This is a genomic window from Malaciobacter pacificus, assembly GCF_004214795.1.
Lineage (GTDB): Bacteria > Campylobacterota > Campylobacteria > Campylobacterales > Arcobacteraceae > Malaciobacter_A > Malaciobacter_A pacificus.
Window position 1 is genome coordinate 49,893 of sequence record NZ_CP035928.1, and the last position, 17,655, is coordinate 67,547.

Annotated in this window: 15 protein-coding genes; 3 read left to right on the plus strand and 12 right to left on the minus strand. The window is 29.2% G+C overall.

Annotated elements, in window-relative coordinates:
* Nucleotides 1-9: 9 nt before the first annotated feature.
* From APAC_RS00255 to APAC_RS00310, 12 genes are all read right to left on the minus strand, one after another.
* Entirely contained in the window at nt 10-834 is an 825-nt protein-coding gene (locus APAC_RS00255) for a peptidylprolyl isomerase (RefSeq protein WP_130232196.1), read from the minus strand.
* 73 nt (nt 835-907) lie between these two features.
* On the minus strand, nt 908-3,751 hold the full coding sequence (locus APAC_RS00260; protein ID WP_130232197.1) for an FAD-binding and (Fe-S)-binding domain-containing protein: 2,844 nt from the start codon (nt 3,749-3,751) through the stop codon (nt 908-910).
* A gap of 170 nt (nt 3,752-3,921) precedes the next feature.
* The gene (locus tag APAC_RS00265; RefSeq protein WP_130232198.1) at nt 3,922-5,295 is read right to left on the minus strand and encodes a TRAP transporter large permease; all 1,374 of its coding nucleotides are present in this window, start codon (nt 5,293-5,295) and stop codon (nt 3,922-3,924) included.
* Nucleotides 5,292-5,900 carry a TRAP transporter small permease subunit gene (locus APAC_RS00270; RefSeq protein ID WP_130232199.1) on the minus strand — a complete coding sequence of 203 codons (609 nt, stop codon included), beginning with the start codon at nt 5,898-5,900 and terminating at the stop codon, nt 5,292-5,294. The genes APAC_RS00265 and APAC_RS00270 overlap by 4 nt, the downstream gene beginning before the upstream one ends.
* Nucleotides 5,901-6,014: 114 nt before the next feature.
* Nucleotides 6,015-7,079: a TRAP transporter substrate-binding protein gene (locus APAC_RS00275; RefSeq protein WP_130232200.1), complete on the minus strand. Its 1,065-nt coding sequence runs from the start codon at nt 7,077-7,079 to the stop codon at nt 6,015-6,017.
* Between the two features lie 81 nt (nt 7,080-7,160).
* Nucleotides 7,161-7,811 carry a response regulator transcription factor gene (locus APAC_RS00280; protein WP_130232201.1) on the minus strand — a complete coding sequence of 217 codons (651 nt, stop codon included), beginning with the start codon at nt 7,809-7,811 and terminating at the stop codon, nt 7,161-7,163.
* 2 nt (nt 7,812-7,813) lie between these two features.
* Entirely contained in the window at nt 7,814-10,015 is a 2,202-nt protein-coding gene (locus APAC_RS00285) for a sensor histidine kinase (RefSeq protein ID WP_130232202.1), read from the minus strand.
* Between the two features lie 29 nt (nt 10,016-10,044).
* On the minus strand, nt 10,045-10,632 hold the full coding sequence (locus tag APAC_RS00290; protein WP_130232203.1) for a LutC/YkgG family protein: 588 nt from the start codon (nt 10,630-10,632) through the stop codon (nt 10,045-10,047).
* Nucleotides 10,625-11,995 (minus strand): lactate utilization protein B, encoded by a 1,371-nt coding sequence (locus APAC_RS00295; RefSeq protein ID WP_130232204.1) that lies wholly within the window; start codon nt 11,993-11,995, stop codon nt 10,625-10,627. Before APAC_RS00295 ends, APAC_RS00290 begins: the two co-directional genes overlap by 8 nt.
* Nucleotides 11,992-12,741: a (Fe-S)-binding protein gene (locus APAC_RS00300; protein WP_130232205.1), complete on the minus strand. Its 750-nt coding sequence runs from the start codon at nt 12,739-12,741 to the stop codon at nt 11,992-11,994. Before APAC_RS00300 ends, APAC_RS00295 begins: the two co-directional genes overlap by 4 nt.
* 61 nt (nt 12,742-12,802) lie before the next feature.
* Nucleotides 12,803-13,363 (minus strand): class I SAM-dependent methyltransferase, encoded by a 561-nt coding sequence (locus APAC_RS00305; RefSeq protein ID WP_130232206.1) that lies wholly within the window; start codon nt 13,361-13,363, stop codon nt 12,803-12,805.
* Nucleotides 13,356-13,799 (minus strand): deoxycytidylate deaminase, encoded by a 444-nt coding sequence (locus tag APAC_RS00310; RefSeq protein WP_130232207.1) that lies wholly within the window; start codon nt 13,797-13,799, stop codon nt 13,356-13,358. The genes APAC_RS00305 and APAC_RS00310 overlap by 8 nt, the downstream gene beginning before the upstream one ends.
* Nucleotides 13,800-13,952: 153 nt before the next feature.
* Here APAC_RS00310 and accB point away from each other — a divergent pair, with 153 nt between their 5' ends.
* From accB to APAC_RS00325, 3 genes are all read left to right on the plus strand, one after another.
* Nucleotides 13,953-14,420 (plus strand): acetyl-CoA carboxylase biotin carboxyl carrier protein, encoded by a 468-nt coding sequence (gene accB / locus APAC_RS00315; RefSeq protein ID WP_130232208.1) that lies wholly within the window; start codon nt 13,953-13,955, stop codon nt 14,418-14,420.
* Nucleotides 14,421-14,430: 10 nt separating this feature from the next.
* The gene (locus APAC_RS00320) at nt 14,431-15,783 is read left to right on the plus strand and encodes an acetyl-CoA carboxylase biotin carboxylase subunit (protein ID WP_130232209.1); all 1,353 of its coding nucleotides are present in this window, start codon (nt 14,431-14,433) and stop codon (nt 15,781-15,783) included.
* A gap of 205 nt (nt 15,784-15,988) precedes the next feature.
* Nucleotides 15,989-17,494, plus strand: coding sequence for a DEAD/DEAH box helicase (locus APAC_RS00325; RefSeq protein ID WP_130232210.1), 1,506 nt, complete (start codon nt 15,989-15,991; stop codon nt 17,492-17,494).
* The last annotated feature ends 161 nt before the right edge of the window (nt 17,495-17,655 follow it).

The window sequence follows — 17,655 nt, forward strand, 5'->3', positions numbered from 1 at the left end:
TATTTCCTTTTATCTAACTATTTTTATATCTGCTGTAAGCTTTTCTTTTTCAAAATACTCTTTTAGGTATTTTTTTTCTCTTAATTTCATTAAGTCATTAAAAATCTTACCTTTTACATTTTCAAATGCAATAGTACTTTGACCACTTTTTTTTGTAATAAAGATGGCAGTAAATTTTCTATCTGCTGTGAAAATAGGTGTAAAACTATTTACTTTAGTTTCTGTTAAAAGATACTGTAATTGAGGTGGTATCTCACTTGTTTGTAGTGTTTGTGGAGTTCTTTCCACATCATTTGGAACTAATAATGGACTTTTTAATGCACTAATTAAAGATGCTTTATTTGTTGATGTATATTTAACAATATCAAAACTATTTGCTGTAGTAAATTGGTCTTTATTATTTTCATAATAAAGTTCCATATCTTCATCAGTTGCAACATTTAGTTGTCCTTTTACAATTTTTTGAATTAGCTTTTGTCTAAGTACAGCACTTTTAGCCTCTTCTTCAAAAATTGAATAGTTTGGATATTTTTGTTTAATAACCGATTTAAATGTGTAAACATCCATATTGTTTGTTGCTGCTAGTTTTTCAATATATTCATTTACATCAAATATATCAGCAGTAATATTATGTTTTTTTACTAATTGTTCATAAAGTGCTTTATCTATTAAGGCACTTGCAGCTTGATTTTTATCAACATTATTTTGTTTAGCAGTTTGCTCAATATCATAAAGAGTGATTGGCTCATCATTTACTGTTATTGCAACTCCATTTATAACAGAGGCAAAAGAGATAGTTGTACTAAGTAGTAGTGACAAAAAAAGTTTATTCATTATAATTCCTTTTTCTATTAAAGCAGATATTTTACCAAATAAATGGTAAATATCTGTTTTGACTAAAAAAAGATTATAAATTTTTAGGTTTTGTTACTTTATTAATTAGATAGAAAATTGAGTTATAATCTAAACCTGATTCATCTGATAGACCAATTTCACAAGTTTTTGATGTACTAAATGCATATTTTGCATCTTTTATTTGAGTTTTTAAATTTCTTAGTGCTGATTTATTCAATTCAGGGAAATTAAATCCTCTATCTCCTGCAAATCCACAACATTGAACATCTGCTGGGATTATTACTTTTGTAGAACATAATTGAGCCAATTTTTTAAATTTCTCTTCTAGTCCCATTTTTCTTGAACTACAAGTTGTATGAATTGTAATTGGTTCTTCAATAGGATTAAATTCTAACTCTTTTGTTAAAAATTCTAATGCAAACTCAATTGGTTCATAGATATCTAACTCTTTGTGTGAAAAGCTTTCTATCATCTTTTTTGTACACGGGCTTGTATCACAAAGAACAGGATATGAACCAAAATCACTTGCATTTAATAAGGCATCTTCTAATTGAGAAGATTTACTATCAGCAGCTTCATTGAATCCTTTTGAACTAAATGGCATACCACAACATAAGTTTCCTAAATCCTCAGGGAAAATTATTTCATAGCCAGCTTTTTGTAGTATTTCAACAGTTACATCAAATAACTCTTTTTCTTCTTGTGATACTGAACTTCTACCCATTGTTCTATTAATACATGAAGGGAAGTAAACAACTTTTTTATCACTAGATTTTTGCTCAAACCTTGTATTTATACTAATTGCTTTTGGCATAGATGTAGACCATTTAGCACTTTTGCCTTTTGTCCATTCTCTTATTGTATCAGTGATACTTTCCATACTAGCAGTTCCTACAATTTTATGCATAAGATTTGCACCATGTAGTCCTATTTTCATACCTGTTAAAGTAGTAGAGAAATTATTAGCAACAAAGTTTGCTACTGTATTTGCTTTTGTAGAATTTTGTTCTGCTCTTAAATATTTAGTTAAACTTCCTGTATCTATTTTTACTGGACAAGCAGATGAACATAATGAACAAGTAGCACATGTTTCAATACCATCATATTGGTATAACTCTTGATACTCTTTTAACTCTTCATCTTTACCTTCTCTTTCTAATTGAGACATATGTCTATTTATAACAATTCTTTGTCTTGGTGTTAATGTTAAGTCATTTGAAGGACATGTAGGTTCACAAAATCCACACTCAATACATTTATCTATAATTTCATTTGATTGTGGCATTGCTTTTAGATTTTTAATATGCGCTTGAGCATCATCATTTATTATTACACCAGGGTTTAATAGTCCTTTGGGGTCAAATAACTCTTTGATTCTCTTCATCATAAAGTAGGCAGTTTTTCCCCATTCTACTTCAATAAATGAAGCCATATTTCTACCTGTTCCATGTTCAGCTTTTAAACTTCCTTGATATTTTACTGCAACAGAATTTACTACATCTTGCATAAACTCATCATATCTTTTAACTTCTGATTCAATTGAAAAATCTTGAGTAAATACAAAGTGAAAGTTTCCTTCTAAAGCGTGCCCAAAAATTAAAGCTTCACTATAGTTGTGTTTTTTAAACAGTGCTTGTAATTCAAGTGTTGCATCAGCTAAGTCTTCAATAGGATAAGCTACATCTTCAATTATTACTGTAGTTCCATTTTCTCTTACAGCACCAACCGCAGGAAATAGTCCTTTTCTTATTTTCCAATAAAGCGAGTATTGCTCTACATCTTTTGTAAAGTATATATCTCTAACAACTTCAAACTCTTCAAGTAGACTTTCAAGTTCTTTTATTTGTGTATCAAGTTTTTCATCATTTATTGCTCTTGTTTCTATTAGAAGAGCTGTTACATTTTTATCAAAATTTTTAATAAAATCTGGCATAGCTGGGTCATTTTCTATACTTGCTAGCCCTGCTCTATCCATTAGTTCTACTGCATCAACTGTTATTTTCTTTGAATCTCTTGCTAATTTTAATTTTGTAACGGCATTACATGCTTCTTTTACATCTTTAAAATATATTAAAGCACTTGCTTTATCTTTTAAATCTTCTACTGTGTAGTAAGTAATCTCTTCGATAAAAGCTAAAGTTCCTTCACTTCCTATAATTAAGTGTTGTAAGATTTCAAACTCATCACTAAAATCAATAAGAGAGTTAATTGAGTAACCACATGTATTTTTGATTTTGTATTTTTTTTCAATTAAATTAGCTAACTCTTTATCTGCTTTAGTCTCATCAGAAATTGCTTTTAATTCTTTTAAGAATTCACCGTGTGACTTTCTAAATGCTTTTTTTGATTCTTCATTACCTGTATCAAGTCTTGTTCCATCAACAAAAATTAGTTTCATAGATTTTAGAGTTTTATATGAATTATCAGCAATACCACAACACATACCAGAAGCATTATTAGCTGCAATTCCACCAATCATAGCTGCATTTATAGAAGCTGGATCTGGTCCAATTTTTTTCCCAAATGGTGCTAAAAGATTATTTGTTTGAGCACCTGTTAGTGCTGGTTGTAGTGATATATGTGATTTATCCTCGGCAATTTTAAAATTAGAAAACTTTCTTGAAGTTACAATTAAAATTGAATCTGAAATAGCTTGTCCTGATAGTGAGGTACCTGCTGCTCTAAATGTTACACTTAGATTCATTTCATTAGCAAGTGATACAATTTTATGTACTTCATCAGCATTATCTGTTTTAATAACTATTTTTGGAATAAGTCTATAAAAAGAGGCATCTGTACCATAAGCTAAGGTATGAAGTTTATCTGTAAAGATATTCTCAACTGGGATTGATTTTTCGATTTTGTTATAAAAATCTTGATATTTTCCTTCTAACATATTTTCTCCTAAATTTTTTCTTTTATTAATTTATAGAGAACTATTATTCAAGGCGTGGAACTGTATATATTCTTTGTTGAGGGTCATTTATAAAAGCATGCATTATGTCACACTGTTTTAAAACTATGTTTGATATTAATTTAAAAACAAGTGACATAATTTAGCCTTTTTTATTCAGAAATACTCATTCCAAATAGTTCTGGATAGAATGCAACTATTGACAATACTACAATTTGTATTGCAATAAATGGTAATACACCTTTATAAATTTGAGTTGTTGTTACACTTGAAGGAGCACATCCTTTTAAGTAGAACAGACTGAATCCAAATGGTGGTGTTAAAAATGAAGTTTGTAAATTTAAAGCAATTAAAATTGCAAACCAAACTGGGTCAATTCCAAGTGTTTGTGATACTGGAATTAAAATCGGAACAATGATATATGATATTTCAATAAAGTCAATAAAGAATCCTAAAATTAAAATTGCTAACATTGTAAATATAATGAATCCCCATTTCTCATCACCTGGTAAACTCATCATAAAGTGTTCAACAATCTCTTCTCCTCCAGTATATGAAAATACCATTGAGAATGCTGTAGCACCAATTAAGATACCAAATACCATAGATGTAATTTTAACTGATTCTAATGCTGCTTCTTTTACCATTCCAACAGTAAATGTTTTATATAAAATAGATAATAAAACTGCACCAATACATCCAACAGCTGCTGATTCAGTAGGTGTTGCAATTCCTGCAAAAATAGAACCTAAAACTAATACTATTAAAGTAAGTGAAGGAATAATATCAATTAAGGCTTTTAATACTTGTTGTTTTTTATCACCTCTACTTGGGTCTGCTGGGATTGGTGGAGCCATATCTTTATTTGCAAATGATACAATTAAAATATAGATAATATAAGCACCAACAAGTGCAAGACCTGGCCAAACAGCAGCAGCGAATAAATCACCAACTGGAACTTGGAATACATCACCTAAAATAATTAATACAATTGAAGGAGGAATAATTTGACCAAGTGTACCAGAAGCACAAATAGTACCACAGGCAAGTGGAGTATTATATTTGTACTTCATCATTACAGGAAGTGAAATAACACCCATTGCTACAACTGAAGCTCCAACAACACCAGTTGAAGCAGCTAATAGTGTACCAACTAAAACAGTTGAAATAGCAACTCCACCTCTAATTTCTCCAAATAAGAATCCCATAGATTCTAATAGTTTTTCTGCAAGTCCTGTTTTTTGTAAAACAATACCCATAAAAATAAACATAGGAATAGCCATTAAAATAGTATTTTGTTGAATAGAGAATATTCTAAATGGCATATAATCAAACATTAGAATTCCTTCATGAAGACCTTCTGTTAGGATATTCATAAAAGTCATACCTTCATCTGAGTAACTTAATACTTCAGCAATACCTGCAATCATACCAAAAAATACAGAAACAGCAGCAAATGTAAATGCTACAGGGAAACCAATTAACAGCATAAATAATGCTGTAAAAAACATTACTATACCAATCATTTTTTATCTCCCTTTTCATCTATATCAATTATGTGATGTTTATGCTGATTTAATTCATTTTTATAATCTTCAATTTCACCTTTTAGATTATAATCCTCATTTTCATGTAAACCTTTATATATATTTAGGTTTCTAATAAAATATCCAATTGATGTAATTATTAAAAGGAAAAATGATAATGGAATTAGTGCTTTTACTATCCATCTATATGGTAACCCTCCTGGGTCGCCACTTTGTTCCATTGATAAAAACGCTTCATAAGCATTGTTGATTGAACTAATTCCAACTAAAAGTGCAATAGGTAAAATAAATAATACTACTCCAACCATATTTATCACGGCTTTTCTTTTGTTGCTTAGTCTATCGTATATTAAGTCAACTCTAACGTGACCATCTTCTTTTAGGGTATATGCAACTCCTAGTAGAATAATTACTGAGAAAAGATGCCATTCCATCTCTTGCATTGCAATTGAACCTGATTTAAAGAAATATCTCATAATTACATCATAAAATACATTTAAAATCATTAGAACCATTGCAAATGCAGTAATTATTCCAATAATGTCTGCAAATTTGTTAAAATATCTCTCAAGTTTTAACAGCATGAAATTCCTTTGGGTGTTTTAATAAGTTAAATAAACATAAAAAAGTAGATATATTTATTTAACTTATGAGTGTGGGTTATAATCCCCGAAGGGGGGATTATATTCAGTTTCTTCTTATAAATTGTCTTTTAAGTATAAGTAGTCAGACATCTCAGTCCATTTTCTAGCTTTCTTTTGGTAAGCTTTTTGAGAATCTAAAACTTCTTTTAATAGTGGGTTACCTTCAGCTTTTTCAACTAATAATTCATCATTAGCTTTTTTCATAGCATCCATAACTTCTTTTGGGAAAGTTTTAATTTTGATATTTGGGTAATCAGACTCAATTTTAGACCAAGCTGTTGCACTCATATCATAATTTTGAATATACATATCATATGCTGATACTTTCATTGCTGTTAATAAGATTTGTTGTAAATCTTTTGGTAATTTCTTAAATGATCTTTCATTAACTAAAAATTGTAATTCCGTTGCTGGTTCATGCCATCCTGTATAGTAGTAAGGTGCAATTTTGTGGAATCCCATAGTAATATCCATTCCTGGTCCAACCCACTCTAAAGCATCAATAGTACCTCTTTCAAGTGATGTATATAATTCACCTGGAGCAATATTTGTAACTGTTAATCCTAGTTTTGCCATTACTTCACCAGCAAATCCAGGAATTCTCATTTTAAGACCTTTTAAATCTTCTAACGAGTTAATCTCTTTTCTAAACCATCCACCCATTTGGTTACCAGTGTTACCACCAGGGAAAGATAATACTTTATGCTTTTTATATGCTTTTTGCATTAATTCTAAACCGCCACCATGGTAAAACCATGCATATTGTTCTGGTGCAGTCATACCAAATGGCATTGTTGTAAATGGTAAAGTATTAATATCTTTACCTTTCCAGTAATATGATGCAGAGTGACCCATATCATATTGACCACCTTTAACCATATCTAAAATACCAAATGCTGATTTGTGTTTGTTAGAAGCATCAACTCTGATTTGTAGTCTTCCATCAGACATCTCTTCAACCATTTTTGCCATATTATTTGGAGCATCAATGAAAGGACTTAATGTAGGCCCCCAAGTTGTAGCTAGTTTCCATTTATAAGTTTTAGCTGCACTTGCAGTTGTAGCTAGTCCAGCAATTAGTGCTGCACCAACTAATAATTTTGACGTTGTTTTTAACATATTATCTTCTCCTTAGATTTTGTTAGTTTTAAATTCTAACTAGAAGACATGATATTAATATGATATTTTTAATGAAAAATATCATATTTCTATAGTTTTAAATATATATCCTGTATCAACTACCGTTTGAATATACTCTTTGTCTAAAATCTTTCTAACACGTCTTATAAGACTTCTTATAGATTCTAGTGTGGCAAAATTACCTTCCCATACATAGTTTTCAATAGCTTCATATGATATAACTTGATTTTTTTTAGTTATAAATAGGTTTAAAAGAAGCTTCTCTTTTTTTGTAAGTCTTTTCTCTTCATCATTGATAATAATTAATGAGGATTTAAAATCAAAATAACAGTTTTTATCAAACTCTATTTTAGTATTTTGAATTTGACAATATCTTTCAATTTTTATTTCAAGTTCATCTATGAAAAAAGGTTTTTTTAAATAATCACTACAGCCAAAGTCATAAGACTCTTTTATAATATCTAGTTCAACTGATGCACTAATTATAATAACTGGTAGTTTTGGATAAATTTCTCTAATCTTTTTTAATATTTTAATTCCATCAACATTTGGTACATTTATATCTAAAACAAAGCATGAAAAACCTTCACTAATTGCTTCTAATGCAAGGGCACCATCTGTAAAAGATAATACATTATAACCTTTAAGTTTTAGTCTTTTTGAAATTGTGTCATTTAATTTTTGATTATCTTCTAAAAGTAAAATTTTCATGTTTATACCTTTTTATGAGGAAGCTTTATTGTAAATATTGCTTGATTTTCATTATTTCTAGCGCTAATTGTTCCCCTCATTTTATCTTCAATTATAACTTTTGCCATATATAGGCCAAGTCCTGTTCCATTCTCTTTTGTCGTAAAATATGGTTCAAATATTGAACTTAAAATATTATCTTCAATTGCACCCGCATCATCACAAATCTCAATTGTATTGTAATTAATACATCTTTGAATATTTATGTTTATTGTACCTTTTTTGTGAGTATTAAGATTTTTCTCTACAATTTTATTTTTAGCATTATTAAGCAGGTTTAATAAAACCTGCTTAAATTCATTTTCATATCCATATATTAATAGCTCTTCATCTTTATTTTTATAGTTAAAATTCATTTTTATATTTGAATAGAATACCTGTTTCCCTATTATTTCATTAATTTCATTAAGAGATTTAGATATTGAAAATAGTTTTTTCTTAGTTGATGGTTTTAAGAAGTTTCTAAAATCACTTAATGTTTTTGACATATATTGTATTTGTACCATTGAATCTTTTACAAAATCATTTACATCAATATCTTTTAATTCATTCAATAAATAGCTTGTTTGTATATCTTGAACAAGTGCAGAAAGTTCCACTAGTGGCTCATTCCATTGATGGGCAATTGCTGCAACCATATCACCCATTTCTGCTAGTTTACTTTGTTGGATTAGAAATTGTTTTTGCTGAACACGTTCAGTTATATCATCCATAATACACACAATTCCTCCAATAGTTCCATCAATATTTTTATAAACTGCTTTATTTAGAATTATATGTTTCATTTCATTTAATGGCGTATAGAATGTGAATTCAGAAGTACTTGTACTAAAAGTTTTTAGTAACTCTTTATCAATCTTTGTATTTTTACTTGCAATCTCTTTTGGAAAAAAATCAAATGCAGTTTTTCCTATTACTTCATTTCTTGTACTATTTACTAAAGATACAAATGCAATATTACAACCTAGAAATTTACCCTCTGTATTTTTATAATATATTGGGTTTGGTATTGTGTCAAGTAAAACTTTATCAAACTCAAGCCTATTTGATAAAGCTTGTTCTAGTTTTACTCTTCTTTGAATATTAGCTCTTAGTGTTACAACTATTATACTTAATATAATAATTATAGTAATAGCTATTATAAAGAACTTAGTATGTTCTTTGTAAACACTTGAAGGCTCATTTATAATGATTAAGTCATTAATGAATTTTGTTGGGTCTAAATCAAATCTATCTAACTCTTTGTAATCGAACATATAAAGATTTGGGGATTTTTCTAAAATAGGAATATCAGATACTTCTTTATTTTTTAATAGTACATCAAGTGCCATTTTTGATACAGCTTCCCCTTGTGCAATTGCAGAGGTTAATAAACCTCCTACAATTCCATAATTTAAATAAAAATCCCATAAGCCATAAATTGGAACATTACTTACATTTTTTATTTGTTGAAAACTTTGCTTATATGTAAAGTATTTGCCAGTAGTATCTTTAAATAGTAATCCAAATAAAATTACTGTATTACTAGGGTCTAATTTTGAAACTTTATTTTTAAGATTAGTTATATCTAAGTTATCAATATATTCGATATTAAAATATTTTTTATATTTTTCAATTACAGGTTTTAAATCTTTTTTTATTGCAAGACTTGTTTTTGATCTATCTCCAATGAAAATTAAATTTTCTAAATTAGGGTGAAGTTTAGATATAAGTTCAAAATTTTTTTCTAAATCAACTTGCTCAACTACACCTGTCATATATTTAGTCATATTATGTTCAATTAATAAATCTTTATTAAAATTGTTTATTCCACAAAATAATATAGGTAAATTTTTGAATAAATAGTCATGATATTTTATAGTAAAATCAAGGGCACTATTATCACTAACAATAATTAGGTCATAGTCTCTATTTTCAAACTGTTTTTTATAAAGTAAAGCTAAGTCATTTATATATTGTGGGTCATCAATTCTTTTAGTGTCCATATAAACAGTAGTAAGTTCAATATTGTCATATTTATTTAATGAGTTTTCAATAGTTTTAGAGATATCATCGCTCCATACATAACCTTTATGATATGAATGAAGCAATAAAACATCTTTACTACTATTATTTGCAAATAAATAAGTAAAAAATAGCATGCTAAATAGTATTAATTTTTTCATAGTTTTACCTCTATTTAGCATTCATTATATCAAGATTTTGTAAAAATTACATACCCTGATTTTGGTCCATGTGCTCCAATAACTAAAGATTGTTCTATATCTGCAGTTTTAGAAGGTCCTGAAATAAAAACACCATAACCTTTGTTATCAAAGTTTATTCTTTCATATGCTTCATGCATATTATTTATAATATTAGATTCTTCAATTACAATTACTATATTTTGCGCAATAAAGTATAAACTTCTATGTCTATTATCTTTGTTTTTCATCCAAATTGCACCATTTTCTGCAACAGCAAAATTACCTTTTACTATTGCTAAATCAACACCTTTTAGATTATGAGGGTCATCTTCATTGTTTGCATCAAAATTACCTAAACTACAACTATCAACATTTGAAGATATTTGATTTTCATTTGGATATAGCTCTTTTATAGTTTTATCTAAATCAGCTTTATTTATAAGTAAAGCTTTTCCTCCAACACTTTCAATCATTTCAGAGAATTTTTCAAACTTATTTTCAAAAGTTATTCCAAAATTCTCATAAGAAGGAAGAGTTGTGTCTTGCACAACATTATTTGCTCTAATTGCATTTAAAATTTTCTCTTTACTAGTCATCTAATTCTCCTGCTTTAAAGATCTCTTTGAAACTTTTTTCAGCCATTTTTGGAATATCTCTTTGTTTTCCCCAAACATTTGATTTATTATAGATAATTGAATTAGGAAGTTTAGGTACCACTTTCCTAGCTACTTTTCCCGCAAAATCAAATAGTGCTGGTTTACTCATTAGCCAAGAAGTTATTTTCATTGCCATCTTCTTTTTACTATCAATTAAATTTGCAGCTCCTAAATCTTGTCTTAAAGAGTAAAGTTGTGAATCTAAATCAATTTTTACAGGACATACATTTGTACAAGACCCACATAAAGTACAAGCAAATGGTAAACTATTATGTTGTTCTGGATGTCTTGCTGCTCCTAAAATTGAGCCAATAGGTCCAGGAATTACATACTCATATGAATGACCACCACTTCTTCTATAAACAGGACAAGTATTCATACATGCCCCACATCTAATACAATTTAATGCTTTTTTGTTTTTTGTTGAACTTAAGAATTGTGTTCTTTTATTATCAACTAAAATAATATGCATTTCTCCACCTTCAACTGCACCCATAAAGTGTGAAGTATATGAAGTTATTGGTTGCCCTGTTGCACTTCTAGCTAATAATCTAGTAAAAACTCCCAAGTCTTCAAGTCTAGGAATAATTTTTTCAATTCCCATTGAAGCAATATGTAGTTTAGGAACACTTGCTCCCATATCAGCATTTCCTTCATTTGTACAAACAACAACTCCTCCAGTAGATGCAACAGCAAAGTTAACTCCAGTAAGTCCTGCATCTGCTGTTAAAAAATCTTCTCTTAAACTAGCTCTTGCAGCTCTTGTAAGATATGTTGGGTCATCATTTCCTTTTTCAGTTCCTAAGTGTTCATGAAAAGTATCTGATACATCCATTTTTTTTAGGTGAATTGCAGGTAAAACAATATGTGATGGTGGTTCGTTTCTTAACTGAACGATTCTTTCACCTAAATCTGTATCAATTACTTCAATGCCTCTTTGCTCTAAATATGGATTTAAATGACACTCTTCTGTTAACATAGATTTTGATTTAACAATCTTTTTAACATTTTTTTCACTTAAAATTTTATGTACAATCTCATTATGTTCTGTTGCATCTGTTGCAAAATGAACTTTTATCCCTTTTGCAATTGCATTTTTTTCAAATTCTAAAATATATTTGTCTAGGTTTGCCATAGTGTGAGATTTTATTGAACTTGCGTATTCTCTTAAACTTTCCCATTCAGGGATTGATTTACTCGCTCTATCTCTTTTTTCTCTTACAAACCATAAAGCTTCATCATGCCAATGCATTCTCTCATCATTAGCAACAAATTTTGAGGCATTTATACTGTGGCTACTCATGGTTTTACTCCTGCTAAGATTTCAGTTATATGCATAACTTTAATTGGCTCTTTATTTCTATTTATAATACCATCCATGTGCATTAAACATGACATATCTGCACCTGTCATTATTTGTGCATTTGAGTTTAAATGGTCTTTTATTCTATCTTTCCCCATAGCAACTGAAATTGCTTCTTCTTGAACACTAAAAGTTCCTCCAAATCCACAACACTCATCCTCTCTTTTTAATTCAACAATATTTATATCATTTACTTTTGATAATAAATTTTTTAGCTTTGAATTATATGGAATATTTAATTCACTTGCAGTTGCTAATTTTAAAACTCTATGCCCATGGCATGAGTTGTGTACACCTACATTAAAAGGGAATGATACATCAATATTTAAATTATCTAATCCTATTACATCATGTAAAAATTCACATACTTCATACACTGATGCTTTAACATGATTATAGTCATTATCATTGTCAAAAAATGGTGCGTAATGTTCTTTTACCATAGATACACATGAACCACTTGGGGCAACAATATAATCATATTTTTTAAATGTTTTTACAAAATTTTTTGCTAATGTTTCTATATCTTTTGAGCAACCTGAGTTGGCCATAGGTTGACCACAACAAGTCTGTTCTAATGGGTATTCTATTTCTAAATTTAAATTTTTTAATATTTTATATGTAGCTTTACAAATATCTGGGTAAAGTTCATTCATAAAACAGGGAATAAATAATCCTATTTTCATAAAAACTCCTCATAGTTAATATTTGAATTTTATATTTAAAATATGAGATATATATGATATTTTATTTTTTAATAAAAATAGAGAAATCATATTTAAGATAATTCTCTTTAAGTTCAATATTAGGATTAAAAGTTTTACAATAATCTATTATCTCTTTTTTTGAAGTTCTAAAAAAGCTATTTGTAATAAAGTTAAATACAAAACCCTTATTTGAGGCTTCATAGCATTTTTTTATAAATCTAAAAACATATTTTTTAGGTAGTATATTCATAGCACCACTACAAAAATAGTAATCTACTTTTGGAAGTTCATCTTCCAAAATATCTAGAACAAAAAAATCATAGTCAGGATATTTCTTTTTATTGATTTCTATCATAAAATCTTCACAATCAATTCCTACATAAGCTTTTGGTTTAATACTTTTGTTATTTAAGTATGTAATTAAATGGCCATAGCCACACCCAACATCAATAAGTGTTGAATTTGATAATTCTTCTTTGATAAAACTAATTAAGACTTCAAATCTTTTTTCTTGTGAGTAAGTTGAAACCCAATGCAAAGCTTTTGCACTGGTATTATATTTTTCATGAGCTTTTTTATAGAATTCGTGGTTACTAATCATTGCTAGAAATTTGTTCTATTTGAACTCCATTATCTTTTATGAATTTTGATATTATTTCTGAGTTATTATGTTCATAAGCTTTTTCATAAACTATTCTTACAATTCCTGATGCAATAAGGTTTTTAGAGCATTCACTACAAGGTTCTAATGTAACATAAATTGTTCCACCTTCAATACTTATACCTTTTCTTGCTGCCCAAATAATTGCATTCATTTCTGCATGTATTTCATATTTTTTTGACCATTCATGGTGATCTTTTGTATACTCTCCATTCCAATGGTCTGAACAATTTTTATATCCTGCTGGAGTTCCATTGTATCCCGTTGAAAGAATTCTTCCATCTTTTACAATAACTGCACCTACTTGTTTTGAAACACATTTTGATGCATTTGCAATCTCTTTAGCAATATTTATAAAACTTCTGTCATTTAACATCAAAAATCCTATTTTTTTAGCCCATTATATCAATTTTTTTAAAATTTTCTATAAGCTTAAAACTTAAAAAAAACTTATTTAAAGCTTCTAAAATAGAATTATAATCAAAATTGTGATATTATCTCAAAAAATTTAACTAGTAAAAGGCTAAGTATGGACTTTAAAGAAATCAAAGAGTTAATCAGAGTATTTGATAAAAGCGAATTAAATAAATTAAAAGTAAAAGATGGTGAATTTGAAATATCTATGCAAAGTGGTTTTGAAGGTACTGTAGTAACTACAACAGCAGCACCAGTTGCAGCTTCTTCAGCACCAGTTGCATCTGCACCAGTTGCAGCACCAGCAGCACCAGTTGCAAGTGAATCAGCAGCACCAGTATCAGGTGATGCTATTAACTCTCCAATGGTTGGAACATTCTATGCTTCTCCATCTCCAGAATCTCCAGCGTTTGTAAAAGTTGGTGATACAGTTAAAAAAGGTCAAACTTTATGTATCTTAGAAGCAATGAAAATTATGAATGAAGTTGAAGCAGAGTTTGATTGTAAAATTGTTGAGATTTTAGTTGAAGATGGTTCTCCAGTTGAATATGATATGCCAATTTTCGTAGTTGAAAAATTATAAGAGCTAAACTATGGCTGAAATTAAAAAAATATTAATCGCTAATAGGGGTGAAATAGTTCAAAGAGCTATTAGAACTATTAGAGAGATGGGTAAAAAGTCAGTTGCTGTTTACTCTGCAGGTGATAAAAATGCATCTTATTTAAAACATGCAGATGAAGCAGTATGTATTGGTGGTGCTAAATCATCTGAATCTTATTTAAATATTCCTGCAATTATTACTGCAGCTGAAATGACTGGATGTGATGCAATTTTTCCAGGTTATGGATTCTTATCTGAAAATCAAGATTTTGTAGAAATTTGTAGATTGCACAATATTAAATTTATTGGTCCTTCTGTTGAAGTAATGGAAAAAATGGCTGATAAATCTAAAGCAAAAGAAGAGATGATTAGAGCTGGCGTTCCAGTAGTTCCAGGATCTGATGGTGCTGTTCACTCTGTTGAAGAGGGAAAAAGAGTTGCTAAAGAGATTGGTTATCCAATTATGGCAAAAGCTGCTGCAGGTGGTGGTGGTAGAGGTATGAGACTTATTGAAACTGAAGATAAGTTTGAGCAACTATTTACTGCTGCTTCTTCAGAAGCTTTAGCTGCATTTGGTGATGGTACTATGTATTTAGAAAGATTCATTAATAACCCAAGACATATTGAAGTTCAAGTTATTGGTGATAGCCATGGAAATGCAATTCATATTGGTGAGAGAGATTGTTCACTACAAAGAAGACACCAAAAAGTTATCGAAGAATCTCCTGCAATTTTATTAAATGATGAGACAAGAGCTCATTTACATGAAGTTGCAGTTAAAGCTACTAAATACTTAAACTATGAAGGTGCGGGTACTTTTGAATTCTTAGCAGATGATAAACAAAATGTTTACTTTATGGAAATGAATACTAGACTTCAAGTTGAGCATCCAGTTTCTGAAATGGTATCAGGACTTGATATCATTGAGTGGATGATTAAAGTAGCTGAGGGTGAAGAATTACCATCTCAAGATAAAATCAAATTCAGAGGTCATGCTATTGAAGTTAGAATTACAGCAGAAGATCCAAATACATTTTTACCTTGTCCAGGTAATGTAAAACAATGGTTTGTACCAGGTGGTAGAAATGTAAGAGTTGACTCTCACGTTTATGCAGGATATTCTGTACCTCCATTTTATGACTCAATGATTGGTAAACTAATTGTTTGGGGAAGAGATAGAAATAAAGCTATTAATATTATGAAAAGAGCTTTAAATGAGTTTGAAGTAGAAGGAATTAAAACAACTATTCCATTCCATAAAAAAATGATGGAAAATGAAGACTTTATCTCAAATAACTATGACACTAAATACCTAGAAGGTTACAAAAGTCTAGATGACATCTAATACAAAAAAGGCTAGTCCTTTTTTGTACAAGCTTAAATTTATCTAAATTTAGATATACTCCGCAAAATTATACACATTTACATATCCATTAATTAAACTACAAAGACTTATCTTAAGAGTTGATTTTAATCCAATTGATTTTATAGTAACAAATCGCGTGTTAGATATCTGGTGTGTATTTTTTTAATATATACTAAGGTAAAAAATGACATTCAATGAATTTAATTTCAAAACACAATTACAAAAAGCGATAGATGATGCTGGTTTTAAAGAGCCAAGTCCTATTCAAGCAGACGCAATTCCTATTATTTTAGAGGGAAAAGATATTGTTGGTCAAGCACATACAGGTACAGGTAAAACAGCGGCATTTGGACTTCCAATTTTAAATAAGTTAGAGTGTAACGGTGATGTAGAAGCAGTAGTTATTGTACCAACAAGAGAACTTGCGATGCAAGTATCTGATGAGATTTTTAGATTTGGAAAATTTCTTAAAATCAATACAGCAACTGTATATGGTGGACAATCATATTCAAGACAATTAAAACATATTGATAATGCATCAGTAATTGTTGCAACTCCAGGTAGATTCTTAGACTTACTAAGAGATGGAAAAATCAATATTGCACCTAAATATGTGATTTTAGATGAAGCAGATGAAATGCTTGATATGGGATTTTTAGATGATATTAAAGAAATCTTTACTTTTATGCCAAATGAAAGACAAACTCTATTATTCTCAGCAACTATGCCTCCTGCTATTAAAAAGTTAGCACAAACAATTTTAGTAGAGCCAGAATTTATTACAATCACAAAAAGTGATGTTACAAACTCTAAAATTACTCAAACTTTCTACGTAGTAGAAGAAAAAGAGAGAGATGATGCTTTAATTAGATTATATGATTTTAAAAACCCAGAAAAGTCAATCATTTTTTGTAGAACAAAAAAAGAAGTTGATAGATTATCAACTTTCTTAGTATCTCAAGGATTTATGGCTAAAGGTCTTCATGGAGATATGGAGCAAAGACAAAGAGAAGAAGCTATTAGAGCATTTAAAACTTCTAAGTTAGAGATTTTAATTGCAACGGATGTTGCAGCAAGAGGGCTTGATGTAAATGATGTGACTCATGTATTTAATTATCATTTACCATTTGATTCTGAATCTTATGTACATAGAATTGGTAGAACAGGACGTGCTGGAAAAGAAGGAATGGCAGTGTCTATTGTAACTCCACATGAGTTTAGAATGCTTCAAAAAATTGAGAAAAATATTGGTACTAAATTAGAAGGTAGATCTGTTCCAAATATCAGTTCAGTAAAAGAGAAAAAAGTTACTGATTTAATGAATAAAATTAAAGAACAAGATATCCAAGATTATGCTTTAGCATTAGTTGAGGAGCTAAAAGAAGAATATGATATTTCAACTATTGCTTATAAACTAGCATCTATGATTTCATCTTCTACTTATGTAAAAGGTAATAACAAAATCGGTAAATCAGAACAAGATATTCAAAGATTAATTGAAAATGCTAATAAATATGGTGATTCAAATGGTCGAGATAGAAATAGAGGTGGTAGAGGAAGAGGTTCTAGAGGTGGTTCTAGATATGGTGGTTCTAGAAATAGAAACGACAGAAGCTCTGATAGAGAAAGAAGTGGTGGAGATTCTAGAAGAAGAAATAGAAGCGGTGATTCTAGAAGAAGAAGGGACTAAGCCCTTTCTTCTATCCTTATTAAAAAATTCAAGCATTTTAAATCTCTTTTGCTTATTTACTATGAACTACTCAAAACAAAATAAATTTTTCTTTAAATCTTAATTATCTATATTTTATAGTTACTATATATAAAATAAATAGATATCTCAACTTTTTAATT